Annotated in this window: 24 protein-coding genes; 15 read left to right on the top strand and 9 right to left on the bottom strand. The window is 46.2% G+C overall.

Annotated features, from left to right (window positions below):
* The first annotated feature begins 2 nt into the window (after positions 1 to 2).
* The 4 genes from FD974_RS02880 to FD974_RS02865 are packed head-to-tail and all read left to right on the top strand — an operon-like array spanning position 3 to position 4218.
* On the top strand, positions 3 to 887 hold the full coding sequence (locus tag FD974_RS02880; protein ID WP_215365620.1) for a MaoC family dehydratase N-terminal domain-containing protein: 885 nt from the start codon (positions 3 to 5) through the stop codon (positions 885 to 887).
* Positions 888 to 899: 12 nt separating this feature from the next.
* Complete coding sequence (locus FD974_RS02875; protein ID WP_215365618.1) at positions 900 to 2264, top strand: MmgE/PrpD family protein; 1365 nt, start codon at positions 900 to 902, stop codon at positions 2262 to 2264.
* 56 nt (positions 2265 to 2320) lie between these two features.
* Positions 2321 to 3166, top strand: a complete 846-nt coding sequence (locus FD974_RS02870; protein WP_215365616.1) for a CoA ester lyase — start codon at positions 2321 to 2323, stop codon at positions 3164 to 3166.
* 59 nt (positions 3167 to 3225) lie between these two features.
* Positions 3226 to 4218, top strand: coding sequence for a tripartite tricarboxylate transporter substrate binding protein (locus tag FD974_RS02865; RefSeq protein ID WP_215365614.1), 993 nt, complete (start codon positions 3226 to 3228; stop codon positions 4216 to 4218).
* Between the two features lie 60 nt (positions 4219 to 4278).
* On the opposite strand, the gene FD974_RS02860 is transcribed toward FD974_RS02865, so the two are convergent.
* From FD974_RS02860 to FD974_RS02850, 3 genes are read right to left on the bottom strand one after another with little or no spacing between them, the layout of a single operon-like run.
* Entirely contained in the window at positions 4279 to 4899 is a 621-nt protein-coding gene (locus FD974_RS02860; RefSeq protein WP_215365612.1) for a hypothetical protein, read from the bottom strand.
* The gene (locus FD974_RS02855) at positions 4896 to 6140 is read right to left on the bottom strand and encodes an exo-alpha-sialidase (protein WP_215365610.1); all 1245 of its coding nucleotides are present in this window, start codon (positions 6138 to 6140) and stop codon (positions 4896 to 4898) included. Before FD974_RS02855 ends, FD974_RS02860 begins: the two co-directional genes overlap by 4 nt.
* Positions 6137 to 7858 (bottom strand): glycosyltransferase family 39 protein, encoded by a 1722-nt coding sequence (locus FD974_RS02850; protein ID WP_215365607.1) that lies wholly within the window; start codon positions 7856 to 7858, stop codon positions 6137 to 6139. Before FD974_RS02850 ends, FD974_RS02855 begins: the two co-directional genes overlap by 4 nt.
* 183 nt (positions 7859 to 8041) lie before the next feature.
* On the opposite strand from FD974_RS02850, the gene FD974_RS02845 reads away from it, so the two are divergent.
* Both FD974_RS02845 and FD974_RS02840 read left to right on the top strand, forming a co-directional pair.
* Positions 8042 to 8377, top strand: coding sequence for a c-type cytochrome (locus tag FD974_RS02845; protein WP_215365606.1), 336 nt, complete (start codon positions 8042 to 8044; stop codon positions 8375 to 8377).
* A 9-nt stretch (positions 8378 to 8386) separates the two neighbouring features.
* A complete protein-coding gene (locus FD974_RS02840; RefSeq protein ID WP_215365604.1) occupies positions 8387 to 9664 on the top strand; it encodes an NAD(P)/FAD-dependent oxidoreductase in 1278 nt (425 codons plus the stop codon).
* Between the two features lie 52 nt (positions 9665 to 9716).
* Here the strand turns inward: FD974_RS02840 and FD974_RS02835 are convergent, their stop codons facing one another.
* Together FD974_RS02835 and FD974_RS02830 are read right to left on the bottom strand one after the other, a co-directional pair.
* A complete protein-coding gene (locus FD974_RS02835) occupies positions 9717 to 11072 on the bottom strand; it encodes a DUF3422 domain-containing protein (RefSeq protein ID WP_215365602.1) in 1356 nt (451 codons plus the stop codon).
* A 32-nt stretch (positions 11073 to 11104) separates the two neighbouring features.
* The gene (locus FD974_RS02830; RefSeq protein ID WP_215365600.1) at positions 11105 to 12511 is read right to left on the bottom strand and encodes a TAXI family TRAP transporter solute-binding subunit; all 1407 of its coding nucleotides are present in this window, start codon (positions 12509 to 12511) and stop codon (positions 11105 to 11107) included.
* Positions 12512 to 12584: 73 nt separating this feature from the next.
* On the opposite strand from FD974_RS02830, the gene FD974_RS02825 reads away from it, so the two are divergent.
* Genes FD974_RS02825 through FD974_RS02800 form a run of 6 tightly spaced genes read left to right on the top strand, consistent with a single transcriptional unit; the run spans position 12585 to position 18506 of the window.
* Positions 12585 to 13289 (top strand): pirin family protein, encoded by a 705-nt coding sequence (locus tag FD974_RS02825; protein ID WP_215365598.1) that lies wholly within the window; start codon positions 12585 to 12587, stop codon positions 13287 to 13289.
* A 44-nt stretch (positions 13290 to 13333) separates the two neighbouring features.
* Positions 13334 to 14272: a 3-hydroxyacyl-CoA dehydrogenase family protein gene (locus FD974_RS02820; protein WP_215365596.1), complete on the top strand. Its 939-nt coding sequence runs from the start codon at positions 13334 to 13336 to the stop codon at positions 14270 to 14272.
* A gap of 31 nt (positions 14273 to 14303) precedes the next feature.
* Entirely contained in the window at positions 14304 to 15851 is a 1548-nt protein-coding gene (locus tag FD974_RS02815; RefSeq protein ID WP_215365594.1) for a UxaA family hydrolase, read from the top strand.
* A gap of 53 nt (positions 15852 to 15904) precedes the next feature.
* A complete protein-coding gene (locus tag FD974_RS02810) occupies positions 15905 to 16864 on the top strand; it encodes a DnaJ C-terminal domain-containing protein (protein WP_215365592.1) in 960 nt (319 codons plus the stop codon).
* Positions 16865 to 16868: 4 nt separating this feature from the next.
* Positions 16869 to 17186, top strand: coding sequence for a chaperone modulator CbpM (locus FD974_RS02805; RefSeq protein WP_215365590.1), 318 nt, complete (start codon positions 16869 to 16871; stop codon positions 17184 to 17186).
* Positions 17187 to 17192: 6 nt separating this feature from the next.
* The gene (locus tag FD974_RS02800; RefSeq protein ID WP_215365587.1) at positions 17193 to 18506 is read left to right on the top strand and encodes an APC family permease; all 1314 of its coding nucleotides are present in this window, start codon (positions 17193 to 17195) and stop codon (positions 18504 to 18506) included.
* Here FD974_RS02800 and FD974_RS02795 read toward each other — a convergent pair.
* The gene (locus FD974_RS02795; RefSeq protein WP_215365586.1) at positions 18503 to 20437 is read right to left on the bottom strand and encodes an ATP-binding cassette domain-containing protein; all 1935 of its coding nucleotides are present in this window, start codon (positions 20435 to 20437) and stop codon (positions 18503 to 18505) included. The two genes, FD974_RS02800 and FD974_RS02795, sit on opposite strands and share 4 nt — an antisense overlap.
* A 101-nt stretch (positions 20438 to 20538) precedes the next feature.
* On the opposite strand from FD974_RS02795, the gene FD974_RS02790 reads away from it, so the two are divergent.
* Positions 20539 to 21141: an ATP-binding protein gene (locus FD974_RS02790; protein ID WP_215365584.1), complete on the top strand. Its 603-nt coding sequence runs from the start codon at positions 20539 to 20541 to the stop codon at positions 21139 to 21141.
* Positions 21142 to 21194: 53 nt separating this feature from the next.
* On the opposite strand, the gene FD974_RS02785 is transcribed toward FD974_RS02790, so the two are convergent.
* The 3 genes from FD974_RS02785 to FD974_RS02775 form a co-directional block, all read right to left on the bottom strand.
* Positions 21195 to 21812 carry an OmpW family protein gene (locus tag FD974_RS02785; protein ID WP_215365582.1) on the bottom strand — a complete coding sequence of 206 codons (618 nt, stop codon included), beginning with the start codon at positions 21810 to 21812 and terminating at the stop codon, positions 21195 to 21197.
* 174 nt (positions 21813 to 21986) lie between these two features.
* Positions 21987 to 23402: an oxygen-independent coproporphyrinogen III oxidase gene (gene hemN / locus FD974_RS02780; protein ID WP_215365580.1), complete on the bottom strand. Its 1416-nt coding sequence runs from the start codon at positions 23400 to 23402 to the stop codon at positions 21987 to 21989.
* Between the two features lie 15 nt (positions 23403 to 23417).
* Entirely contained in the window at positions 23418 to 25025 is a 1608-nt protein-coding gene (locus FD974_RS02775) for an NAD(P)/FAD-dependent oxidoreductase (RefSeq protein ID WP_215365578.1), read from the bottom strand.
* A 100-nt stretch (positions 25026 to 25125) separates the two neighbouring features.
* Between FD974_RS02775 and FD974_RS02770 the strand changes: the two genes are divergently transcribed.
* Both FD974_RS02770 and FD974_RS02765 read left to right on the top strand, forming a co-directional pair.
* The gene (locus tag FD974_RS02770; RefSeq protein WP_215365575.1) at positions 25126 to 25674 is read left to right on the top strand and encodes a YaeQ family protein; all 549 of its coding nucleotides are present in this window, start codon (positions 25126 to 25128) and stop codon (positions 25672 to 25674) included.
* Positions 25671 to 26087, top strand: coding sequence for a putative toxin-antitoxin system toxin component, PIN family (locus tag FD974_RS02765; protein ID WP_215365573.1), 417 nt, complete (start codon positions 25671 to 25673; stop codon positions 26085 to 26087). Before FD974_RS02770 ends, FD974_RS02765 begins: the two co-directional genes overlap by 4 nt.
* Positions 26088 to 26099 lie beyond the last annotated feature (12 nt).

Genomic DNA, 26099 nt, shown 5'->3' with positions numbered 1-26099 from the left:
TAATGGAAGTTATGCGAATCGAACCTCAAACCATCACTCAACTTCAAGAATGGCTTGGTAAAACCGAGGCCTTTGAAGACACTGTTACCAGCGCTCCTGTTAGAGCGTTATCGGCGACTTTAGATCGAGTCGATCCAGAGCCTAAGAAAGGGAGCTTTTTGCCTGAGCTTTGGCACTGGTTATATTTTTTGCCTCATGCTCGTCAATCTGAAATTGGTCCAGATGGTCACCCAAAGCGTGGTGGTTTCTTACCGCCCGTGCCGCTTCCCCGTCGGATGTGGGCTGGAAGTCGCGTCAATTGGCTTGCACCCTTAGCGGTTGGCGATGAGATTAAACGGGTTTCCAAAATTGAATCTGTAACGCATAAATCAGGTAGAACAGGTGACTTAATTTTTGTTTTGGTTAAACATGAAATCTCCAATCAAAATGGCTTAGCCTTAATTGAAGAGCATGACATCGTGTATCGCGATGCGCCAGGGCCTGACGATAAGCCCGTTGCGCCCACTGCCGCACCCACCGACGCCCAATGGAGCAAAACCATCAATCCAGATGATGTTTTACTGTTTCGTTATTCAGCTTTGACATTCAATGGTCATCGCATTCATTACGATCGTAAATACGTCACTGAAGTAGAGGGTTATCCAGGTTTAATCGTGCATGGCCCACTGATTGCGACTCTCTTGGTTGACTTGGTGCGTCAAAGTATTCCCGGTTGCACCTTAAAGAGTTTTGAGTTTCGGGCTATCAGACCCACCTTCGACATTAATCCATTCAAAGTCAGCGCAAAGCCTGATCTCGAAAAAGATCCTTCCGGAAAAACGATTGCCATTTGGGCTCAAGATCATGAAGGCTGGCTCACCATGCAAGCAACGGCAGTTTTAAATTAAGCGCGCCCCTTTATGACACACCCCTCTCAAGAATTAGCGAACTTTGCCTCACAGCTGAGCATTAGTGACGTACCCAAAGAAGTCATTGATCGTAGTGAAGATTTATTGGTCGACTGGTTTGGCTCAGCCATTGCAGGCAAGGGCTCACGCCCCGTTGAGATCATGACTCAATTTGCACAGAGCATGGGGGGCTTTAATGCAGCCAATCCTGGCTCTGCAGAAATTCTGATTACACGCACTAGTTCAAGTCCATTTTTAGCAGCATTGGCCAATGCTGCAGCATCTCACGTTGCTGAACAAGATGATGTTCATAACGGTTCTGTTTTTCATCCTGCAACCATTGTTTTTCCCGCCACCCTTGCTACTGCACAAAGTATTGGTGCCTCCGGTGAGGATTTACTCTTGGCATCAATCGTGGGTTATGAAGTGGGTATTCGGGTAGGTGAATTTTTAGGTCGCTCACACTACAAAACATTTCACACCACTGGCACTGCAGGAACATTGGCCGCTGCAGCTGCAGTAGGTCGCCTACTCAAACTAAGCCCTACGCAGATGTTGCATGCCTTTGGTTCTGCTGGTACCCAGTCTGCTGGCCTTTGGGAATTCTTACGCGATGCTGCAGATTCAAAGCAACTTCACACTGCACACGCCTCCTCAACTGGCCTAATGTCTGCGTATATTGCCCAAGCAGGATTTACAGGCGCCCAGCATATTCTGGAAGGTAAGCAAGGTTTGGCTGCCGGGATGTCTAGCGATGCTGATCTCAGTAAGTTGACTGACCGCTTAGGATCACGCTGGGCAACTGCAGAAACCAGTTTCAAATATCACGCCTCTTGCCGTCACACCCATCCTGCTGCCGATGCGCTTTTACAGGTAATGACTGCAAACCAATTAACACCGCAAGACATTGCCAAAGTGGAAACTTTGGTACATCAAGGCGCCATTGATGTGCTTGGGCCAGTGATTGATCCAGCAACAGTCCATCAATCGAAGTTCTCTATGGGCACAGTCTTGGCTCTCGTTGCCCACTATCAATTTGCCGGCTTACCAGAATTTGACCGACATTTTCATGATGATGCTATTTGCCATTTCAGAGATCGTGTCACGATGGTTTTAGATCCTGAAGTGGATAGCGCTTATCCACAGCGCTGGATCGGGAAAGTCAAATTGCATCTCCAGAACGGTACTATTTTGGAGGGTAGAGTTGATGAACCCAAGGGCGACCCCGGCAACACGCTGAGTAGAACAGAGATCACTGATAAAGCGATGCGCTTAGCAGCCTATAGCGGTGGAGCCACTCCAGCTGAAATGGCAACTGCTGTTGATCGTCTTTGGAATATCCGCAAGCAAAAAGTTGTTGGCAATTTGATTTCTTGAGAATGGCACTTACTAGTCCATTTTCTTTTTAGCGACCCCCCTCACCTAAAGCCCATATGAATCCACTTGATACCGCAGTCGGTTTTAGCAGTAGCTTTTTATTTGTTCCAGCCACACGCCCAGAACGCTTTATGAAAGCCCTTGATAGCGGAGCAGATGGCGTGATTATCGATTTAGAAGATGCTGTTGGTGAAGATGAAAAGGGCCAAGCACGCACCGCTATTCGTAGCGCATGGCCAAGCTTTAGTCCTGAACAAAAGAGACGTCTTGTCATTCGCTCGAATTCTCCAGGAAGTCATTTTTATGCCGCCGATTTAATTTTGGCGCAGGAACTCGATATCGGCTGCTTACTGATCCCCAAAAGTGAATCTCTTGATCAAATCAATGGTGCCGCACAGATTCTTCCTAATACGGCAATCATTCCCATGATTGAAACGGCCTTAGGCTTGCATCGTCTGGATGAGATTGCAAACTCAGAACAAGTATTACGTCTCGCCCTTGGCAACCTAGACTTGCAAGCTGATCTAGGGATGGTGTGCGATCCCCAAGAAACTGAATTGCAAACGGCGCGCTTTCGAATTGTTCTTGCATCACGTCTAGCGCAGATTGCCCCTCCAATTGATGGGGTTACCCCTTCTACTGATGACATTGAGCGCATTACCGATGATGCGCAACGAGCCAAAAGAATGGGTTTTGGCGGCAAGCTTTGCATCCACCCAAAACAGGTCGGCCTAGTCAAAGCGGCCTTTATGCCAACAGCCGAAGAGCTCTCCTGGGCCGAGCGCGTTATTGCCGCTGACAAAACATCCAAAGGCGGAGCAGTCAAACTTGATGGGCGCATGATTGATCGGCCTGTCGTTCTTTTGGCCCAAAGAACGCTAGCAATTGCTGGTAAACCCTAGGAGCTTTCATTTTTAGTAGTGGCAAAATTAGAAAGCTTTATACATAAATGGAGACTTACATGAAATTGAAGAAAACTTTGCTTGCTAGCGTAGGAACACTTTTCCTTGCTGGTGGCCTGATGTCAACACAAGCCTTAGCAGCAGATGCCCCATACCCAACGAAACCGGTTTCCTTGATCGTTCCGTTTGCAGCTGGTGGACCAACTGATACTGTGGCTCGTTTGATTGCTGTTCCAATGGGCAAGTCACTTGGACAGACTGTTGTAGTAGAAAACGTCACTGGTGCAGGCGGCACAATTGCAGCTACTAAAGTGGCTCGCGCAAAACCAGATGGCTACACATTGTTCATTTATCACATCGGTATGGCAACTGCGCCAGCCCTTTATGACAAACTCCCCTATGATCCATTAGAGAGCTTTGAATACATCGGCCAAGTTGTTGATGTGCCAATGGTGCTCTTGGGCAAAAAAGATCTACCAGCTAACAACTTTAAAGAACTTGAGGCATACATCAAAGCCAATGGCTCTAAAGTAACTATGGCTAACGCAGGTCCAGGTGCAGTATCCCAACTTTGCGGCTTGCTATTACAAAGTCGTTTAGGCGTTAAGTTGACCAATGTTCCTTACAAAGGTACCGGTCCTGCGCTGACTGATTTGCTAGGTGGTCAGGTTGATTTGCTGTGCGACCAAACTACACAAACTGTTGGATACATCAAAGCAGACAAAGTAAAAACTTATGGTGTCACTACACCAAAGCGCTTACCAAGCTTGCCTAACATTCCTACTTTAGATGAGCAAGGCTTGAAAGGCTTTGACGTTAAAGTTTGGCATGGTGTTTATGCGCCTAAAGGCACTCCTCCAGCTGTCGTTGCTAAAGTTAACGCTGCCTTGAAAGCTGCATTGCAAGATCCAGATATTAAGAAGCGTCTTGATGAATCTAGTATCGACATCGTTTCAATGGATAAAGTTTCATCACAATCCCTTAAAGCTCAGGTTGATTCAGAGCTCAATAAGTGGGGTCCATTGATCCGTAAATCAAAGATTTCTGATTAATCTCGGAACTGCTGAAATAAAAAACCCGCTGAAGTTAGCGGGTTTTTTATTTGCTCAAAATTAGCCAGCTCTAAACAAATAACCTGACTGCAATTTCTGGCGACGCCGCTGATAAAAGAAATGGATGATGGAATACAAGGCCCACAGCGCTAAAAATGGATCAAGAATGTAATCCCACAAATTAGCAGACTCATGCCAATGGAAAGACCATGCCATGATCGCCATAGACAGAACCCAAACACCTTTTACCCAACCGGCAATACCGCATATAAGAGCAAAAACTACTACTGCAATCAATAGACCCAGTGTGCCGTATCCCCACACATACGGATCAAACATCCCATAACCTAAAGCGAGAGGGTAAAAAGCGATTGCCATAACAACAATGGCTACGCTAAAAGCCAGCGGCATTTTACCATTTTGGGGTAGCAGAGTGCTCCACAATAACAACATAGTGACGATGCTCAACTCTCCCGTAACCCCCCTGACATAGGCGGACAACGGCAGCTCTAAAGACAAGCCAATGGGCCAGAAAAATAGATTGGCCAATAACAATAAAAGCGCTATGCGAATAACTAACGGAAATGAAGTCTGAGAAAAACGTTGCACTAAGTAGATCACTACCACAGCACAAGTAATCGACATTTCCACTAAAGCAATTTGTTGCAGGTATGGACTCATGGCTGTACTCCCTCCATCACTTGTTTGGCCTGCTTAAACCATTGCGCTGGAAAATAGATGTGGCGAATTCTTTTTCTATCCCAGGTGTATGCCAAATGGGCATCATCACCCTGAACTGTAATTAAATAGGGATAAGAATATTCACGGCGCTGATCGCTAGCAAGGGCCTCATCATCTTCCAAAACCTGAATCACTTGCCAATCTAAAGAGTTCGCTTTGCGCATCACCATCACTAGGCGAGAGCGCCCTACTTCAATATTATTCAGAACCATTAAGCGTGTGCCATCACTTAGGGTCAGTGAGGCCACTGCAGCATTTGGGTTCGGGATTTCAAGATCTTTAGCAATCTTCCATGTTTGCCCCGCATCTTTTGTTTCACTAACGGGGATTTGCTTCACTTGAGAACTGGGGCGGGTTTGACGAAAGAAGGCGCTTGCCTCTTGTGCGTTATCCACAAAAACTACCGGCTGAATAGCACCTCTGCCTGAACTCATGCGTCGCTTATCAATAATCTGACCATCTTGTATGCGCAGTAATTCGCCAAATCGTCCAATCCACTCGTGATAAGCAGGCAAACCCAAACGTCCATCAGAAAATTGTAAGGCTGGCGACTTCACTAAAGTGCTCAGATTAATTAGTGGTGATGCAATCAAACGTTGAGGCTTAGTCCAAGTCAGGCCTTCATCATCAGAAATCACCGAAGAAATAGAGCTACCAGCCCAGCCACCAATAGATACCGTTACAAAGAATAGTTGCATGCGGCCATCAGCCATTCTGGCGGGCACAGGGTTGCCTAATTTAGCGATATAACGCGATAAACCTTTTTCTGCACTGACACGACTCATGACTACAGTAGGCGCACTCCAGCGCGCAGCACGCGGGTCAAATACCGAAGAATTAATCACCACATCGGGAGCGCCTTCCCTGCTGCCCGCAAACCAAAATGCCCTGACCGCGCCATCTTTTAATGCAATGAGAGAAGCGGCATGCACGGATGGCGCATCGGTATCAGGCAACCAATCTGCCTGTAAATTGATTGCTAGAGGTTTTGTAGGGGTCAGCGTTTTGCTAGGCTTGAGAGAATTACTAGCCTGCGGGCTATCTACAGATTCTTCAACTGATGTGGCAATTGCAATAGGCTCAGGAGGGGTAAAGGGAGCCCAAGCTGGGCGACTATCAATGTGCAAATAACCCAATACCGCAGCGAGCAATAAAACACATAATGCAATCACACGATTCATCGGCAGGCATCCTTACCTTCTAAGGGCAATGGGAGCGCTGCCGGATTGAAAATTAAGTACTCATTCACAAAAAGATATTCTCCGATCTGACCCATGAGTATCGCCTTAATCTCCTCTTCAGAGTGTCGCGCCCGCATTTCCATTCGCTTACCCAGGATTTTGCAAGAGTCGCATAAAGTAGGCTCAAGCCCTATAGGCGACTGAACCGCCACCAACGGATAAGCACTTGTGAGCATACCTAGCTCACCCGCGTCCTTAGCCAAATAGCCATGGAGCTTTGCCCCAGGCAATAGAAGACGGTATTCCTCATCCTTGGCACGGTAGTCACAGGGTACCCATACATCTTGCGCCTTGACGGCTTGGACTGTGGACTGCTCATAACGACCTAAAGAACCCTCTAAAGGCGAGAGGCTGCTATTTAAAGCGCAATAGCATAGAAAGCATCCTGCTAAGGCGATCGTTTTGGTATGCGCCCTATAAAACAATCCTAGCAATACCAGAAGCAAGGAAGCCCCCATCAGCATCCAGTGAGCATATGAGTAATCCCATAAACCTGGCTTACCGAGAAAATCGGAGAGCTGCAAGTTTGAGCCGACCCATGTGAGAGCTGCTAGCAGTATTAACTGCAATAGGAGGGCAAATCGAAAGCCCCATAAAGGCAAACGATCCCAGTAAAGCGCAATCAATGCTGCAAAAGCAGGCATGACAGGCAGCAAGTAGCGCCCCGATCTCTGGCTAGGCAGGCTAAAAACAAGGAAGAAAGCCAAAATGAGCAGTAACAGCAAGGTCTCTTCAAATGACAGGAAGCGACGCTGGCGCCAACATTGAATTAATGCTGAAATCAAAACTAGGATAAAAAGACCCGCATTAGCCAAAGTGGTCAGGAGCAACATCCAGAGGCTATCTCCGCCACGCACCAGATCAAGCAAATAGTGAGAGCTGCGCGCATCAAACTTGCCCGCATTCTCGCCTAATACAAACTCTTTCCAGATCTCCTGTGGAAATGGATCCAAAACAAACCAAAGCGCAAAAACACCCAAAGCCAAAAGAGCAATCACAAGGACTTTATAGGCGTCTTGCACAATGAGTTTAGGAATACTCCAGTTGCGCCAGCGCCAATAAAACAAACTCAGAGCGAAGCAAGCCGGCACAACATAAGCAAAAGACTTGGCAAGTAATGCCATGCCAATCGAAAAACCAGCTAGAGCAGGAAATAAGAGCTTGGAGTTAAAAGCGGCTTTACCCCAATACAACAAAGCAAAAAACGGCAGACTTAACCAAAATACTTCGGGCGGGTCAGTCAGGAAAGGCCTGCCATAGCGATAGGTGGCAAAAAATGACAGCCAAACCAAGGCAGCCAAAAGACCAGTTTTTCTATTGGCACTAAACCGGGCAACTGCCAGAAATAAGAAAAAAGCAGTCAGTCCGGTGTACACCAGGCTTGGCCAACGTAAGGTAAATAAGGTCCAGTCACCACCCCAGGATGTGCTGGCAATGCCCTCCCAAAATACTAGTGGAGGCTTGGTATTTTTGATCCCGTCCATTTCAGACTGCAAGGGCAGCCACGCCCCAGAATCAGCCGTCATCCGGACAATATGCATATAGGGGTACTCATCCCCATTTTTAGGGGCAAAGCGGCTGTCTAAAGCATATAAGTAGGTAAAGATCCCCAGTAAGAGAATCGCTATCGCGCTACGGTAGGAAAAAGAGCCTCGCATAGTGATAGTTTATAGGTCCTCAGTAATCACCCTTAAATCCGACAGTCAAACCTCACTTATCGATATAAGCAAATCACCAAACTATCTAAGTACAAACACTTATCCACCTTTAATCTGATTAAGATACAGTCGATGGATATGTAGCACCCTAAAACAGTTGCATGCTAGATGGAGAAGATTCCTATGCGAATGAAGTACTTAAAACCGATTCTTGTGGCAAGCGCCTTTATTGGCATCAGCCAATGGAGCACAGTTTCCGTGGCGCAAAACGCAGACACCACCAAACTCTATAACCGTAGCCTAGCTGCGACCTGTGCTAACTGTCATGGCACTGATGGTAAAGGGGTTCCTGAGGGCGGTATGCCACTCATCAATAATCTTTCTAGCCAAGAGATGCTAAAAAAGCTGATGGATTACAAATCTGGTGTGCTAGAGGGAACCATCATGCCCCAGTTAGCTAAAGGCTATACAGATGAACAACTTAAAACTATTGCCAATCAACTTGGCAAAAAACAATAAGGAGGCAGCATGGATCGTCGACACTTTATAGGTCACAGCGCTGCAGCAATTGGTTTGCTCGCGGGTCTTACCGGACAAACAAGAGCAGCTAATTTACAAAAAGCAGAAATTTTAGTGATTGGTGGTGGTTATGGCGGCGCAACTGCAGCCAAGTACTTGCGCCTTTTCTCAAACAACACCGCTCGTGTGACTTTGATTGAGCCTAATCCCACATTCATCTCTTGCCCACTATCGAATCTAGTAGTTGGTGGCTCACGCAACATGGCGGAGATCACCTCCTCTTATGACAATTTGAGCAAGCGTCATGGCATTAAGATCATTAAAGACAGCGTTGTGAGCATTGACCCTACTCAAAAAACCGTCAAGCTCGCCTCTGGAAAAACATTGCCTTATGACAAAGCAGTGGTCTCTCCTGGTATTAGTTTGAATATGAATAGCATCCAAGGTCTTGCACAGGCTAATAAAGATGGCGTTACCTTGCAAGCATGGAAAGCAGGCGCAGAGACTGTTGCTCTACACAAACAAGTAGCAGCGATGCGTGAAGGCGGTACTTATGTCATCAGCATTCCAGAGGCGCCTTATCGTTGCCCTCCTGGACCTTATGAGCGTGCCTGCCAGGTTGCCAACTATCTAAAAAATAACAACCCAAAAGGTAAAGTGTTAATTTTGGATGCCAACCAAGATGTTACCTCTAAAGGTGGCTTATTTAAGAAGGTATGGGCTGAGCAATATCCTGGCATGATTGAATATATGCCTAAGCACAATGTTGTTGGTGTCGATGCCAAAACTAAGACGGTCAAACTAGAAGTGCAAGATGACGTTAAGGCCGATGTGCTCAATTTGCTACCGCAAATGTCTGCTGGTGAGATCGCCGTCAAATCTGGTTTAGCAAACTCCAATGGTCGCTGGGTTAATGTGAATTTCCTTAACTTCGAATCGACTGCACAAAAAGATATTCACGTGCTTGGCGACTCGATTCAGATTGCCCCAACGATGCCAAAGTCTGGACATATGGCTAATCAGCACGCTAAGGTTGCTGCAGCGGCTATCGTGGCTGAACTCAGTGGTTGGGAGGTCAATCCAAACCCAGTGGTAACTAACACCTGCTATAGCTTTGTGAACAGCAGAGATGTGGTTCACGTGGCTAGTGTGCATCAATATGATGCTGAGAAGAAAACCTTCCTACCTGTTAAAGGGGCTGGTGGTTTATCTCCTGGACCAACAGCACTGGAAGGTGTTTACGCTTGGGGCTGGGCTCACAATATCTGGGCTGATAGTCTGGGCTAAGCTCAAGGGAGCATTGCAATTAAAAAAGAGGCCGAGGCCTCTTTTTTAATGTCTACTGCGTCTTGCCGATAGCAGAGATACGCTTACGCCTCTGCTTGCTAATGATCAGGAACACAATAGCCACTACCGGGGCTGCGATGGCCGCGATGATTTCAGGGTGAATCGCCAACCCAGCCTCTTTTCCACCTTTAGCAATATAGGCTAACAAGCTCACTGCATAGTAGGTCAATACCAGCACCGATAAGCTTTCCACAGTCTCTTGCAAACGCAATTGCAAACGCGCTCGTTGATCCATGCTGGCAAGCAATTTTTGAGTCTGCTCCTCATTCACAAACTCAATTCGGGTTCGCAAAGTTTGGGTAGTTCTGGAGATTCGATCGGATAACTCTTTGAGTCTGCGCTGCGTCCAAATACAGGTCCCCATCGCCGGCTGGAAACGTCGATCCATAAATTCAGAGAGGGATTGCACTCCGGGTATTGGCGACTCTGCAAGCTCAAATAGATTCTTATTGAGTAGTTGGCTATAAGCTTCAGAGGCGGTAAAGCGCAAACCATATTCAGAGATCCACTGCTCAGCACGGGATGCCAAATGGGATAACTCGCCGAGGAACTTACCATCTTTCTCCGTATGAATACCTGGCTCAGCCTGCAATTGAGAAATATCTTTAGATAAATCCGCTAACTCTGATTCAGCGGCTCGCAAAGGCATTGATAGGCTCTTAGCAACTGGAAAAGCAATCATGGCCGACATGCGATACGTCTCCGCCTCAGCAAGCGCCCGAGCAACTCGCCCTGCCTGCCTGGAACCCAAAATATCATGGGGAATAAAGTAAGAAATATAGCCATCTTGATCAAGACGCAAATCAGTCCATAGCTGAGCTTTTTTACTAGCTAAGATATAGCTCCCCAAAACCGTATTGCCGTTAAAGATCGCTGAGACCTCTTGTGCCTCACCAAATAATGGGCGATGCTCAAATACAAGATCTAAGGCAGAGATTCTCTCACCGCCGGCCTCAGAAATAATGGGGCAATTTAACTTCCGAAATAAATCATCTAAGCTAGCTTCGAGGGCTAGCCTGGATTCAAGCAAAGGGCCAGTAATTTTGACTGGGTTACGGGTTATAGCGGCAATTGTTGCGAACTCGCCATGAAGCTCCCATTTAATCAAGACTCGCTCTGGTTCTGGCGCCAGAGTGAGGATCTTGAAAGAATGGTCTTTTTCAGTATCGTTTGCAACACCCAAAGCGCGACTCAGACTCTCAATCCACTGAATTTGAGATTGACGAGAGCGTGCATCCAGCAAAAAAGATTGGGACAGTACCCGTTCATTTGGCCATAGTGCAATAGGAGGTCGTGCGTGCACTTCTTCATGCAACTGCATTCTCATCGGGTGATCGTAAGGTCTCATAGGCTTGTTTACCGGCTTAAGTTCAATCTTGTCTAAATACTACTCTCATCGTCTTGAAGTCGGTAAGGCTGAACCCCCCGATTAAGACAATTACGTACGTAATCAATACTAGTTCTCAAAGCGTAATAATCCCCAGACATACTCTTAGGAACCGCTAGCTTGAGTGCCTCATACTCCAGCAAATCTAATTTTTTAAGATATTCATTCTTTGCGCTTGGCAAGAAATTCTCAGTGAGCTCTTGCTCATAAGTCTTGAGATTCCCATATAACTTATTCAGTTTCCGGCGCATACGCTTATTACGATATCCCGGTAGACTAATCAGCGCTGGGTAAGCAATCGCACAGAAAGGTAACAATACAAAAACTAAGCGATTAATGAGCTCTGCTAACCAAAATGGAAAAAATGTCATTAACCATGGAGAGCCATTCTTCTCATAGTGCACGGCAACGGAGCTTTCCGGAAAATGAGAGACCCCAAAGAAAGGAAATTCTCCACGCTTTGCAAAAAAATTCGCCTTCCCATTGATCGCATGTGATGCCTCTAAAAATAAGAACTGAAGTGCAGGATGCATGCGATCATCAATTAACAGGTTAGTCGTCGTTGATATCAACTGTATTTCAGCATCTGGGTTATTTCTAGACAAACTAAACCCGCCAATAGGCACCTGCAATATATGCAGATATGGCAAAAGATGGGTATAAGCTTGAGCCCGCTCAAATCCAGCCAAATGAATCGCAGGGTCATTGAGTAAAGCCTGAACATTTTCAGATTGGTATCCATCAACCAAAAAGGCACCATCAATTTCACCTTTTTTGAGAGCGCTTACCGCCTCATGATTGGGTAGATATAGGAAATGAGCCTCTTTCTGCAATCCAGAAACATCCAATATCCGCATGGCTTGAGAATGCGTACCGCTACCAACAGCCCCAACTGAAACTTTACCCTTGAGGAAATGTTTCATTTGCCCGTTGGCTTCTCTAAAGTTGGTCGGTTTAATCTCTGGCCCGCGATAAAAAAACCAGACTGGCTCGTAATCTACCGCGCCCAGTGATTCAATACCTTCAATGCCGCCTGGGTTAAATGTACCCGCCTGAACAAAGGCAGCTTGCAATGGGTCTTTACGATCGGCTAGACGTTTAAGATTTTCTTGAGCGCCCTTGGTTTTAACCAGCTCTAACTTTATTCCCCTCTTCTCAAAAAAATCTACATACTTTTTAGCCATTAACTCATATGAACCGCCCTCAGTTCCGGTGGCCATTAATACATGCCTTGGAGGTGGCGGATCAGCATAGAGCCAGATGCCTGCCAATATGATCAAGAGTGCCAATAGAATAGGCCATGCTTCTTTCAGAAACTGGATAAAGTCCACCCACTTTTCTTGGGCAGCTTCAGCAAAACCAAAGGCAGATTCTTTAATGTCTTGTTTGATACTTCCCATGGAAGGCCAATCAGCAAATATGTCAAAAGCTAATGATAATGTGCTTATCTAGTTTCAGAAAAGAACCTCTTTTATGATGACACTCCGAAAAGCCCAAGACCGCGGTTATGCTGATCATGGCTGGCTTAAAAGCTTCCACTCCTTCTCCTTCGCGGGTTATCACGACCCCCAATTCATGGGCTGGGGGAATTTGCGGGTGATAAACGAAGACCGGGTGGCAGCGGGAATGGGCTTTGGCAAGCACAGCCACCGCAACATGGAAATAATCAGCTACGTACTTTCAGGCGAGTTAGCTCACGAGGATAGCCTGGGCAACATTAAAGGTATACCACCGGGTGATATACAGCGCATGAGTGCAGGAGCTGGGGTTACCCACAGCGAATTTAATCACGCCAAAGATCATGCTACCCACTTCTTACAAATCTGGATTGAGCCCAATGTCTTAGAGATTGCGCCAAGCTATGAGCAAAAATCCATAACCGAAAGTGACAAGCGGGGCAAGCTTTGCTTGCTAGCTTCATCCGAAGGTGGTGGCAATGCAGTAAAAATCCATGCTGATGCCAAAATGTATGGCGGGCTTTTTCATGGAAATGAATCCTCTCATTTAGAGCTAGATCCTCGTCGCAAGGCCTATGCTCATCTTGTCAAAGGTGAGATCAATATCAATGGGGCAGTCCTTCGCGCTGGTGATGCCCTCCTGATTGAGGATGAGAAACTGTTACAAATATCTCAAGGGAAAAATGCTGAGTTATTAGTGTTTGATCTCACTAGCTCTTAAGAAAATATCCTTAATACAAAATGAATACGCCCAATGGAAAATACATGAATCAATATATTGGCATTATTGGTACAGGAACCATGGCCGCTGGAATAGCAGCTGGGTTTATATCTCATGGCATGCCTGTAGCGATTCTAGGCAGAAGCAAAGAAAAATCTGATTCCTGCCTCAAAAAAGCGATTGCACTGGCTATCAACATTGGATTGCACAGCGAGAAAACATCACAGGATCTGGCAAGTATTGAAGCGGCACAAGTCAGCGCAGTATTGAATGAATGGGATAACTGGGCTCAATGCTCGTACATTATTGAAACTGTCTCTGAGAATCTAGCGCTTAAGCAAGAAATCTTTAGCTATCTTGATGAAAAAGTTCCCGAGGGTATTCCGATTGGAAGCAATAGCTCTGGTTTTCCTATTAGCAAAATTGCCGCAGGTCTGAAGACAGCCAAGCGCATGATGGGTGCGCATTACTTCATGCCTGCCCAAGTGGTTCCCTTGGTAGAAATCGTACTCGGCGCAAAAACAGATCCCGCCATTGCTGAACAAGTTTGCCAACTCTATCGAGATATCAATAAGAAACCAGTCTTGGTTAAAAAAGATATTCCTGGATTTTTGGCCAACCGTATTCAGCATGCCTTAATGAGAGAGGCACTATCTCTAGTAGAAGAAGGTATTGCAAGCCCTGCAGATATTGATGATGCCGTGCGCTACAGCTTTGGATTTCGTTATGCGGCGGTAGGCCCCATGACCCAAAAAGAAATTTCTGGCTGGGATGGAATGGCTAATGCGGCAAAAGAAATCTATCCGTCTTTATCTAACATCACTACCCTCCCACCAAAACTAGTAGAGCTTATGAATGAAGGCAAAACCGGCATGAAGGCAGGGGAAGGCTTTAGAAAATGGACCCCAGATGAAATTGAGCAGACATCAGACTCTTACTCCAAAAGACTAAAAGCGGCTTTTGATGTGCTGAACATGAAATAAACAATAAAAAAATAATTACTGAGAGCACCCCATGATTGAAACTTCTGAAAAAACATTAGCCGGACCTATTATTCGTTTGCATCCCAATGACAATATCGTTGTCGCTCGAGTGGATGTGGCCATTGGCGAATCAGTGCCTAGTGAAAATTTCACTAGCCGCAGTCAAGTACCTGCGGGCTACAAGATTGCAGCAAAGAAAATTCTCAAAGGTGAGCCGATTCTGAAATACAACGTCACTGTTGGGTTTGCCAATACCGATATTGAGGCTGGGACTATGGTCCATAGCCACAATATGGAGTTTCGTGAATTTGATCGGGACTACGCCTACGCTAGTGAGTATCAGCCCACTACCCTACTCCCTGAATCTGAACGTGCCACATTTCGAGGTTATGTGCGCGCTAATGGCAAAGTAGGCACCCGTAATTTCATTGGTCTTTTGTCGACAGTCAATTGCTCAGCAACAGTAGTTCATAAGATTGCAGAATGGTTTACACCTGAGCGCTTAAAAGATTATCCAAACGTGGATGGTGTAGTTGCCTTTAGTCATGGCATTGGATGCGGCATGGAAATGAGTGGCGAGCCTATGCAGTTACTACGAAGAACGATGGCAGGCTATGCGCAGCACCCCAATCTGGCTGCTGCTCTCATTATTGGCCTTGGTTGCGAACGCAACCAGCTCAAGGGTTTAATGGAGCAGGAAAACCTTCAGGAAAACTCCACCTTGCATACCTTCATCATGCAAGAGACTGGGGGAACTCGTAAAACTATTGAGGCCGGCATTGAAGCGGTCAAAGCTCTATTGCCAGAGGCTAATAAAGCAAAACGTCAAACTGTTTCCGCAAGTCATTTATGCGTTGGCTTGCAATGCGGTGGGTCGGATGGTTTCTCCTCGATTACTGCTAATCCCGCACTAGGTGCTGCCATTGATATCCTCTCACGCCATGGAGGAACAGGCATTCTGTCAGAGACACCTGAGATTTATGGGGTCGAGCACACTTTAACCCGCAGAGCAGCTAGCAAGGAGATTGGCGAAAAGCTCATTCAACGTATTCGTTGGTGGAAAGATGAATACTCTGTTGGTCGTGATGTTCAAATTAATGGACAAGTTAGCCCAGGCAATCAAATTGGTGGTCTAGCCAATATATTTGAGAAGTCCCTTGGCTCCTCGATGAAAGGTGGCACGGGCCCGCTGATGGAGGTTTATCGCTACGCTGAACCAGTGACTACCAAAGGATTTGTCTTTATGGATACCCCTGGCTTTGACCCAGTTTCAGCAACCGGGCAAATCGCTGGTGGCGCCAATCTCATTGCCTTCACTACAGGACGCGGCTCTATGTTTGGCTCTAAGCCGGCCCCTTGTATCAAGCTTGCAACCAATACTCCGATGTACCAGCGACTCACGGAAGATATGGATATCAATTGCGGAGAAATCTTAGACGGCACCATTTCCGTTCAAGCAATGGGGCAAAAGATCTTTGAATTATTCCTCAGGACTGCTTCTGGGGAGCGCTCTAAGAGTGAGTTACTAGGGCTAGGTGACCATGAATTTGTACCCTGGCAAATTGGGGTGATGAGCTAAGCTTAAGAACTGTAGAATTAAGCTTATTGATTCAACAGGACTGAACCAGGAATATGAAATTTAGGGACTACTACGAAACGCTCGGTGTCGCCCGTAGCGCAACTGAAGCCGAAATTAAGGCAGCCTATCGTAAGCTGGCTCGCAAATACCATCCAGATGTCAATAAAGAGGCTGGTGCAGAAGAGCAATTTAAGGCGGTTGGTGAAGCTTATGCCGTATTAAAGGATACCGAAAAACGTGCAGCCTACGATCGTATGGGCGCCAACTGGCAAAATGGTCAAGACTTTACTCCACCGCCCAATTGGAATGAAGGGTTTGAATATTCCGACGGCGGCTTTGGTGGCGCTTATGATGGAGATCAAAGTGAATTCTTTGAATCTCTCTTTGGAAGAGGCAAACATCGCCAAGGTGGTCGTGGCGGTGATCCACGTCAGGGTATGAACTTTAAGGGTCAAGATCATCATGCCAAGATCTTGATTGATCTTGCTGATGCCTATAACGGTGCAAAGCGTACGATCGCATTACACATGCCAAGCCTTGATCCAAGTGGGCACGTCACTACACAAGAACGCAAACTCGATGTGAGTATTCCTAAGGGCATTAAAGCCGGACAAAATTTACGCCTGGCTGGGCAAGGTGGCCCAGGAATGGGACAAGGTGGTGCAGGAGATCTCTACCTAGAAATTGACTTCCACCCTAACCCCATTTATCGAGTCGATGGTAAAGATGTTTACTTCGATTTGCCACTGGCCCCTTGGGAGGCCGCTTTGGGCGCCACTGTCAATATTCCAACTCCCGCAGGATCAACACTGGAGCTCAAGATTCCCGCTGGCACGGCTGCTGGTCGCAAGATGCGCCTGAAGGGCAAAGGCATACCTAGCAAAGAAGCAGGTGATTTGTATGTAGTTCCAACCATTACATTGCCCGCTGCAGATACTGATGCCCAAAAAGAAGCCTATCAAACCTTTGAAAAGGCTTTTGATTTCAACCCTAGAGCTCACTTGAAGGGATAAGAACATGACACAAACTCACATCACTTGGATAGAAGGTGCGATTGTTGAAGATGAAGTTCACATGAGCATTGTCGAGCTGTCTCAGGCGGCTCGAACCCCTGAAGAGCTCATTATGTCTTGGGTCTCTGAAGGCGTTCTTAGCCCCGCAGGATCTTCGCCAGAGGACTGGCGCTTTAGTGGTGAATCATTGCGCCGCGCTAAAACTGCCGCTCGCCTTACGAATGATTTAGAACTCAACACCCCTGGTGTTGCCTTAGCCCTAGACCTTTTGGAAGAGATTTCTCGACTCCGCTGTCAATTAAATCGTGAAAATTTAGGTTAATTTCTGTTGAGCGCAGACCTACTAAAACAAAAGCCCAAGCAAACTCAAACTAAGGACATTAGTTTATTTTCCGCTACCGCCTTAGGAATTGGCGGAATGATGGGTGCGGGTCTCTACTCCCTTTTAGGCCTAGCCAGTTCACATGCAGGTACACATGTCCCCCTCGCATTTCTGGTGGGGGCCATTGCTGCCTCATTCTCGGTTTATTCATATGCAAAATTAGGCGCTGCCTTTCCAAGTAGCGGTGGAGGCGCAACCTTTACTGTAATGAGCTTTGGCCCTGGAATGATTTCCGGTGGAATTAATATTTTTCAGTACATTGCTTATCTGTTTGCAGCTGCACTGTATGCCGCTGGCTTCGTGGAATACACCAATAGCCTTTTTGGGGGCAACTTATCTCCGATCACTCTCAAATGCATCACAGCAGCGCTTATCTTAATCTGCACATTTATTAACTTGCTTGGACCAAGCTTAGTTGGCAAAGCAGAGACCTTTGCAATTGGTTTAGTGGTGATCAGCTTGTTGGTGTTTTCAGCAATGGGTTTTCATCAAGCGGATTTCACAACTTTTCAGATGGGCGGCGGTTCAATTGAAGGCATCGCTGTTGCCGCTGGAATTTTATATATAAATTTTCAAGGCTTTGGAGTTGTCACCAACTCTTCATCGGCCATGAAAAGCCCTCAAAAAGAATTGCCTCTAGCCATGTTTTCTGCTTTGATTCTGGTGACTGTTGCGTATGTTGCAGTGAGCACAGCTGTTGTTTTGCTGATGCCACTTAATTCAATACAACTTCATAGCGGTCATGTTCTTGCAGTAGCAGCTCAAATTGTTGCCGGTAAGCTTGGCTTTGTAGTGATTAGCATTTCTGCGCTATTAGCCTGTGCGGCTGCAGTCAATGCCACCATTTTCGCTGCCTCTAATGTTGCAGCCGATGTAGCGAAGAAATCTTCGATTTCAAGCGCCTTGGGCGATAGCGTTCTGAAAAATAAACTACGCGCGCTGACGATTTCCTCTTTTGGTGTGATTGCTTTAGCCCTCATGTTCCCATTAAATGAAGTTGGTCAGATGGCTAGTTTGGCTTTCTTACTGGTATATGCAGCCATTACCTATGGCCATATTCGAGTTTCTCAAAAGACTGGTGCGAACCCCAAAATTCTTTGGTGCGCCATTGCGATTAACTTGACGCTGTTTACAGCGCTAATGCTCAATACGATTGAACACTCACCATCGAGTGCCATCGCACTAGTGATTGCCTTGGCTGGATCATTCCTGATTGAAGGTATTGCCAGGCTCAAATCCAAGCATTCAAGCTCACTCTAAGATTCAGATCGGCTCAACAAATACTCCCACCGCTGTAGCTTAATATCCAGATCGGCAGTAATTTCAGTTAAGCGGGCCTGCATACTCGCAGCGAGCTCAGGTTCATTCTTATAAAGATCGGGGTTGCTCATCGCAATTCCAATATCAGCCTGCTCCGTTTCCAAAGTCTCAATTTGGGAAGGTAGGATCTCTAATTCCTGACGCTCCTTACCATTGAGCTTTTGCACGCTAGATTTGGCCACAACTGACTTGGCTTCGGTCTTTACTTCAGACTTAACTTCAGCCTTTCCCTCTACTCTGTCATTGGATTTAGAGCCACTATTGGCCGCGCGTATCTTGTCTGAACGGGCTTTCTGAATTTTCCAATCTTCGTAGCCGCCTTCATACTCACGCCAAAATCCATCACCCTCGTTAGCAATAATGCTAGTCACTACGTTGTCTAAGAAGTAGCGGTCATGACTAACTAAAAATACTGTTCCTTTGTAGTCTTGCAGTAATTGCTCCAGCAAATCTAAAGTATCAATATCCAAATCATTCGTAGGCTCATCGAGCACCAGTACGTTTGCTGGTCTAGCGAATAATCTTGCAAGTAGCAGACGATTTCGCTCTCCACCAGATAAAGTACTCACCGGTGAATTGGTACGCTCAGGCGCAAATAAAAAATCACTCAAATAGCTTTTGACATGTTTCTTATTACCGTTGATCTCAATCCATTCGCTACCTGGACTAATGTAATCCTCTAATGAAGCATTGAGATCTAGACCTTCACGCATTTGATCAAAGTAGGCTACTTCGATTCGGGTACCCATCGTTGCGGTTCCGGCATCTGGCGCAATCGTTCCCAAAATAAGCTTGAGTAAAGTAGTTTTACCAGCCCCATTGGGGCCCAAGAGGCCTACCTTATCGCCTCGCAGAATGGTTGCTGTGAAGTCCTTCACAATGGCGCGGTCACCATAAGACTTAGAAACATTCTGGAGATCCGCAACAATCTTGCCACTGCGGTCACCAGCTGATACTGCAAGCTTGACTTGGCCCATAGCATCACGGCGCTGTGCACGACTTTGCCGAAGATTTTCTAGGCGAGCGATTCTGGCCACACTTCTAGTGCGCCTAGCTTCAACCCCTTTTCGGATCCAAACCTCTTCTTGGGCCAGCAGCTTATCCGCCCTAGCATTGGCAAGAGATTCCGCATTGAGCTCTTGGTCTTTCAGTACTTCATATGCAGAGAAGTTGCCGGGATAGCTTCGCAAAATACCGCGATCAAGTTCAACAATTTGGGTGCATACATTGTCTAAAAAGGCTCGATCATGGGTAATCAAAATTACAGAACCTGTGTATTCCTTGAGCAAATCTTCTAACCAAGCAATCGAATCTAAATCCAAATGGTTGGTCGGCTCATCAAGCAAAAGAACATCCGGCATCTCTACCAACGCACGCGCTAAGGCCACTCGCTTTTTGGTACCGCCGGATAAAGTGCTAATCTTGACATCCGCATCTAAATGCAAGCGATCTAAAGTTTCATGAACCCGTTGCTCCCAGTTCCATCCGCTCAGCGCCTCTAATTGTGACTGTACTTCGTCTAAGCAATGATGAGAAGCATCGTCCCATTCTCCAATACTCAGAGCTTCATACTCTTCCCGCAATGCCTTTGCTTGAGCAACGCCTTGAGAGACAGCATCAAATACGGTTTCCTCGGCTTCAAAAGTGGGTTCCTGAGGCACATAGGCAATCCGTAGACCTTGCTGATACTGCAATAGCCCATCATCCATTTTTTCAATGCCGGCGAGAATCTTCAGTAGCGAAGATTTACCAGTGCCATTGCGGCCAATTAAGCCAACCCGCTCCCCTGATTCGAGGGAAAAAGCGGTGTTGGCGAGGAGGTCAACGTGGCCAAAAGCCAGTTTTGCATCTGTGAGTACGATTAAAGCCATGGCGACATTATCGTCACTTCATCAAAAGGGCTGACTTTTCTAATAAACATGGGATCAAGAAGTAGAATTTACTTAAGCTTTTCAGCCAAACTAAGAGATTAATGACCTGCAAACTATCCCCTTCTGCCCCACGCCTGATCCTCTTTGCAGGCCATGCCGGCACTGGAAAATCCACTCTAGCTAAAAAAGCATTGCCGCTCATCGTGGAAAAAACAGGGGAGGATTTTTTCTTTTTGGACAAAGATACCGCCTACGGCGCATTTAGCTCCCACATCATGGAGCTCACCACCAATAATCCGAATGATCGTGACAGTCCTTATTACTTAAAGCATCTCCGAGATTGGGAGTATTCGGGCCTTATTGCGATCGCTAAAGAAAATCTCCAGCTGGGAGTCAATGTCATTCTCGTAGGCCCTTTTTCTAGAGAGATCCAAAGCGGCAAGATGTTCGATCCAGAAGCATTAGGCATTCCCAAGGAGACAAGCATTCGGATTGCGTGGATTGATCTGGATGAGAATGAAGCGAAGCAGCGTATGGAAAAACGCGCTGACCCCAGAGATGAATGGAAGCTTGCGCATTGGGGGGAATATATCAAGCGCAGAGTCGAACCTCCTACCCATGCATCTACCAAACGCTTTGATAATCTTCACTTTGACCAAAATAAGTTTAATAAGCTTATTCAGCACTTAAGCGAATCCGAATAGCAAAAAAATAGAGCCCCTCAGGGGCTCTATATCAAGAACTAAGAACTAAATTCTTAGAACTTGTATGTCACACCAACGGCAGGCGTCCATGGATTCAAATTTAGCTTACCGATATTTGCGCCATTGAGAGAAACATCAGTACTCATTGTGATGTACTTAACATCTAAGTTCAGGCCCCAGTTTTTATCAAACATATAGTCCATACCGATTTGTCCAACTGCGCCAAAACTTGAGCTACTCACGGAGGCCGCACCACCCAGAATGTTATTTCGATCGCTAAATATTGTGTAGTTCACACCCGCGCCAACATAGGGCTTAAAAGCACCAAAATCAGTGAAGTGGTATTGTAATACTAGGGATGGTGGAAGCGCTTTGATAGTGCCCTGTTTATTTCCACCAACATTAATATTGACATTTTGTGGGTAAGTTAAAACCAACTCTGTAGCAATATTTTTGGTAAAGAAATAGGAAATATCAACCTCAGGAATCCACTCTTTTTGTGCGGTAATGTTGTAAGCATTTAGTCCGTTTGCTTGACCATTTTGCCAATCGGTATACACGGCACGAGCACGAACCATCCATGGATTTTCACTTGAGGATTGTGCTTGAGCGGCTACCGGAGCCAATGAAGCTACTGCTGCCATTGCAGCTACGAGAGATTTAATACGCATGATGTTTTCCCTTTTCTTATCAATTTGGTGGGTCTATTTTCAAATTGATATCGGGTCGGCATTTTGATTCAAATCAAACGCCAAGGTAGCGCAATTTTTTTATTGGTTTAAAAGCAACAGGATTTTGTTGAGTTTTTGATCTGGATCAAATTGACCCCGTTTTTGTCACTCGATTTACAAAACTTTAGAGTAAGTGCCTTTAGCTTGAGACTCTCTGAGGTGACGATCAAAGGTCATGGCAACCCGTCTTGCAAGTAAACGACCTTTTATAGGAACTAACATTGTTGCGTCATCCCACTCGAGCAATCCCGCCTCTTCAAGAGCCTTAAGCTCTTCGATTTCAGTCTTGAAATAACTGGCAAAATCAATTTGATGAGACTGACCAAACCGTTCAGTATCTAAGGCAAATTGGCACATGAGCTCTCCGATTAACTCCCGGCGCAGTAAATCATCTTGATCTAGCTGCAGGCCCCTCAGTGTAGGTAAATGCCCATGATCTATCGCGGCATAGTATTCATCTAAAGTGCGAACATTCTGCGAGTAACAGTCATCTACCTTGCCTATCGATGAAATACCAAATGCCAAGAGATCGCACTCAGCCTGGGTGGAGTAACCCTGAAAATTTCGGTGGAGCTTGCCTTCTTTCTGAGCTATGGCTAATTCATCATCGGGTTTAGCGAAGTGATCCATGCCGATAAATACATACCCCGCTTCACCCAATCGCTCTATCGTATTGGACAAAATATCCAGCTTATCGGCTGCGCAAGGCAAGTCTGCTTCTGAAATCCTGCGCTGAGGCTTAAAGATATGGGGCAGATGGGCATAGTTGTATACCGATAGACGATCAGGGCTCATATTGAGAACCGCATCTACCGTCTCTTTAAAAGTCTCCGGAGTTTGCTTTGGTAAGCCGTAGATCAAATCTACGCTTCTGGATTTAAAGCCATACTTTCTTGACCAATCAATTACCGCTTGAGTTTCTTCAATCGTCTGCACACGATGCACCGCTTCTTGGACCGCTAAATTGAAATCCTGTACACCCAGGCTAATGCGATTAAAGCCAAGATCCGCTAATAGCGCAATGTCTTCTTCTGTAACTCTGCGAGGATCAATCTCGATTGAGTACTCTCCGCCTGGCAATAGATCAAAATGCTCTCGAGTATGGTGCATTAACTCGGTCATCTCTTCGTGAGATAGAAAAGTGGGTGTACCACCACCCCAATGCAACTGCGTGACGGGAATCTTTCCTTGAACGCCCATTGCCGCGCATACCATCATCATCTCTTTTGCGAGATACTTAATGTACTTAGCGCTACGACCATGATCTTTGGTAATAATTTTGTTGCAGCCACAGTAGTAGCAAATATTAGGGCAGAACGGTAGGTGAAAATAAAGTGAAACTGGTTCGCTAGCTTTGGCTAAGCGCTTGAGCGCCCCCAAATAATCGAGCTCATTAAATTCACCATGAAAGCGATCAGCACTTGGGTAAGAGGTGTAACGGGGACCATTGATATCAAATTTTTGCAACAGCTCTGGATGAAAAAGAACTTCTTTTTCAGCTTGGGAAGATGCCATCACTTCAGAGTTCATGAAAAATTCAAATTCTTAAGAAAGATAATCGAGGGCCACTGCTTCTGCCACTTTAATACCATCAACACCAGCAGACAAGATTCCCCCAGCGTAACCCGCTCCCTCGCCAGCTGGGTAAAGACCTTTGATATTAATGCTCTGAAAGTTAGGCCCCCTGCTGATGCGCAAAGGAGATGAGGTACGAGTCTCTACACCTGTAAGCACTGCATCCTTCATTGAGAAGCCTTTGATTTGCTTCTCAAACTCTGGGATTGCTTCACGTATTGCTTCAATTGCATATGCTGGTAAGCTCTCAGCCAAATCTGTCAAGTGAACACCTGGCTTATAAGATGGCAAAACGGTTCCAAATTCAGTTGAGGCTTTGCCGGCTAAAAAATCACCGACCAATTGACCTGGCGCTTCGTAAGTAGAGCCCCCGAGTTCATACGCCTTAGACTCCAAGGCACGCTGAAAATCAATGCCGGCTAGCGGTCCACCAGGATAGTCTTCTGGAGTAATACCAACAACAATTCCCGCATTCGCATTGCGCTCATTGCGCGAGTATTGACTCATACCGTTGGTCACCACGCGATTAGGCTCTGAAGTTGCCGCCACCACAGTGCCGCCCGGACACATACAAAAGCTGTAGACAGCGCGTCCATTTTTAGCATGATGTACTAATTTGTAATCCGCAGCGCCAATTAATTCATTGCCTGCATGCGGACCCAAACGAGCCCTGTCAATTAGTGATTGTGGATGCTCAATCCGAAACCCTACCGAAAATGGCTTAGCTTCCATATACACACCCGCTTCATGCAAGGCTTTAAAGGTATCGCGGGCACTATGACCCAGGGCCAGAATCACATGATTGGCTGGCAAGTCGGGGTGGCCTTCAATTTTGACCGCTTTAATTTGCTCATCTGCAATATCAAAACCAATGACTTTTTGAGTAAATCGAATCTCTCCACCCAGACGAATAATTTCTTGGCGCATTTTTTCTACTACACCCACTAAGCGGAAAGTACCAATGTGGGGTTTAGCGACATACCGAATTTCTTCTGGAGCACCCGCTTTGATGAACTCGCTAATGACTTTGCGTCCATAAAACTTGGGATCCTTAATTTGACTGTAAAGCTTGCCATCTGAAAACGTTCCAGCCCCACCCTCACCAAACTGAACGTTCGATTCCGGGTTTAAGACATTCTTGCGCCATAAACCCCAGGTATCTTGGGTGCGTTCTCGCACCGGTTTGCCACGTTCAAGAACGATGGGCTTAAAACCCATTTGCGCCAAAAGAAGTGCTGCAAAAATTCCACAAGGACCAAAACCGATCACTACTGGACGCTCAAATGCTTGGGTCTTTAATTGGGAGGCATTGGCTACAAAGTGATAGCTAGTATCAGGTGATGGCCGAATATGCACATCGTTTGAAAACTGCTTTAAGACTTTTTCTTCATCTTTAATACTCAGATCTACAGTGTAGATAAAGGCAAGGGCAACATTTTTTCTGGCGTCATAACTGCGTTTAAAGACCTCGGTGCGAAGCAGGTCAGCAGGCTTGATCTGCAAGCGCTTCAAAATCGCCTCTTCCAGCGCCTCAGGAGGGTGGCTAATAGGCAAACGAAGTTCAGTAATACGGATCATGGGACTCTACGATACACAGTCTATAAAGGCATTTTCTCAAATAATACTGGTACAAGCTGCCAGATCCTCAGCAAAGCCTGAATAGAGGCGATAATGCCGCATGGCCCTACGCGCAACTATTCACAAAGCCGACCTTCACGTCGCAGACTCTGACCGCCACTATTACGGCAGTCACTCCCTCACCATTGCCAAGCACCCCTCAGAAACCGAGGAGCGGATGATGGTCCGTATCATTGCTTTTGCCCTACAAGCCCAAGAAGACTTAGTATTTACCAAGGGTCTCAGTGAAACCGATGAACCCGATCTTTGGGTCAAAGATCTCACCGATGCTATTAAGGTGTGGATAGAAATCGGTCAGCCAGATGAGCGTCGCATCCTGAAAGCCTGCGGCCGCTCAGATCAAGTGATCGTCTATTGCTATGGTGGGCAAACCAGCAAAATTTGGTGGGATGGCATTGCCAATAAGCTCAACCGCGCCCGCAACCTGCAAATCATATCCATTCCGGCTGAGCAAGCTAAAGAACTCAATAAGCTTGTTGAGCGCAGCATGGTGCTTCATGTCAATATTCAAGATGGAGAAGCTTACGTCTCATCAGACATGGGTCAAGTTACGATCACTCCAGAGATTTGGCGCGACAAGCAGTCATGAGGCGGCTGATCTTAGATACCAATATCCTGCTTGATATTTTTGTGTTTCAGGATATAAAAACACAAGGTTTAAAGCAGGCAATAATTGATCGACGGATTGCGGTGTTTGCCAGTCAAAAAACGATAGCGGAACTTACTGACATCATCGCCCGGCCTCTCTTTGGATTAGAGCCACAGCAGCAAAATAAGATCCTAGAGCAATGGCAGTCATTAAGCCAACTTCAAGATGACTCGAGCCTGCCACAAGCCCCCTGGACATGCGCTGATGCTGATGATCAAATATTTTTGGACTTAGCTTTTCAGCTCAAGCCGGCCATTCTGATTAGCAAAGACAATGCACTATTGAAGCTTGCAAGTCGTACTGCAAAAGAGAATATTTTGATTACGGCAAACTACGATAGCTTCAAAATCTAAGCTTAATTCAAA

Origin of the sequence: Polynucleobacter sp. es-EL-1 (genome assembly GCF_018687975.1) — a bacterium.
Taxonomy (GTDB): Bacteria; Pseudomonadota; Gammaproteobacteria; order Burkholderiales; family Burkholderiaceae; genus Polynucleobacter.
This window is presented reverse-complemented; position numbering and strand designations above follow the sequence as displayed.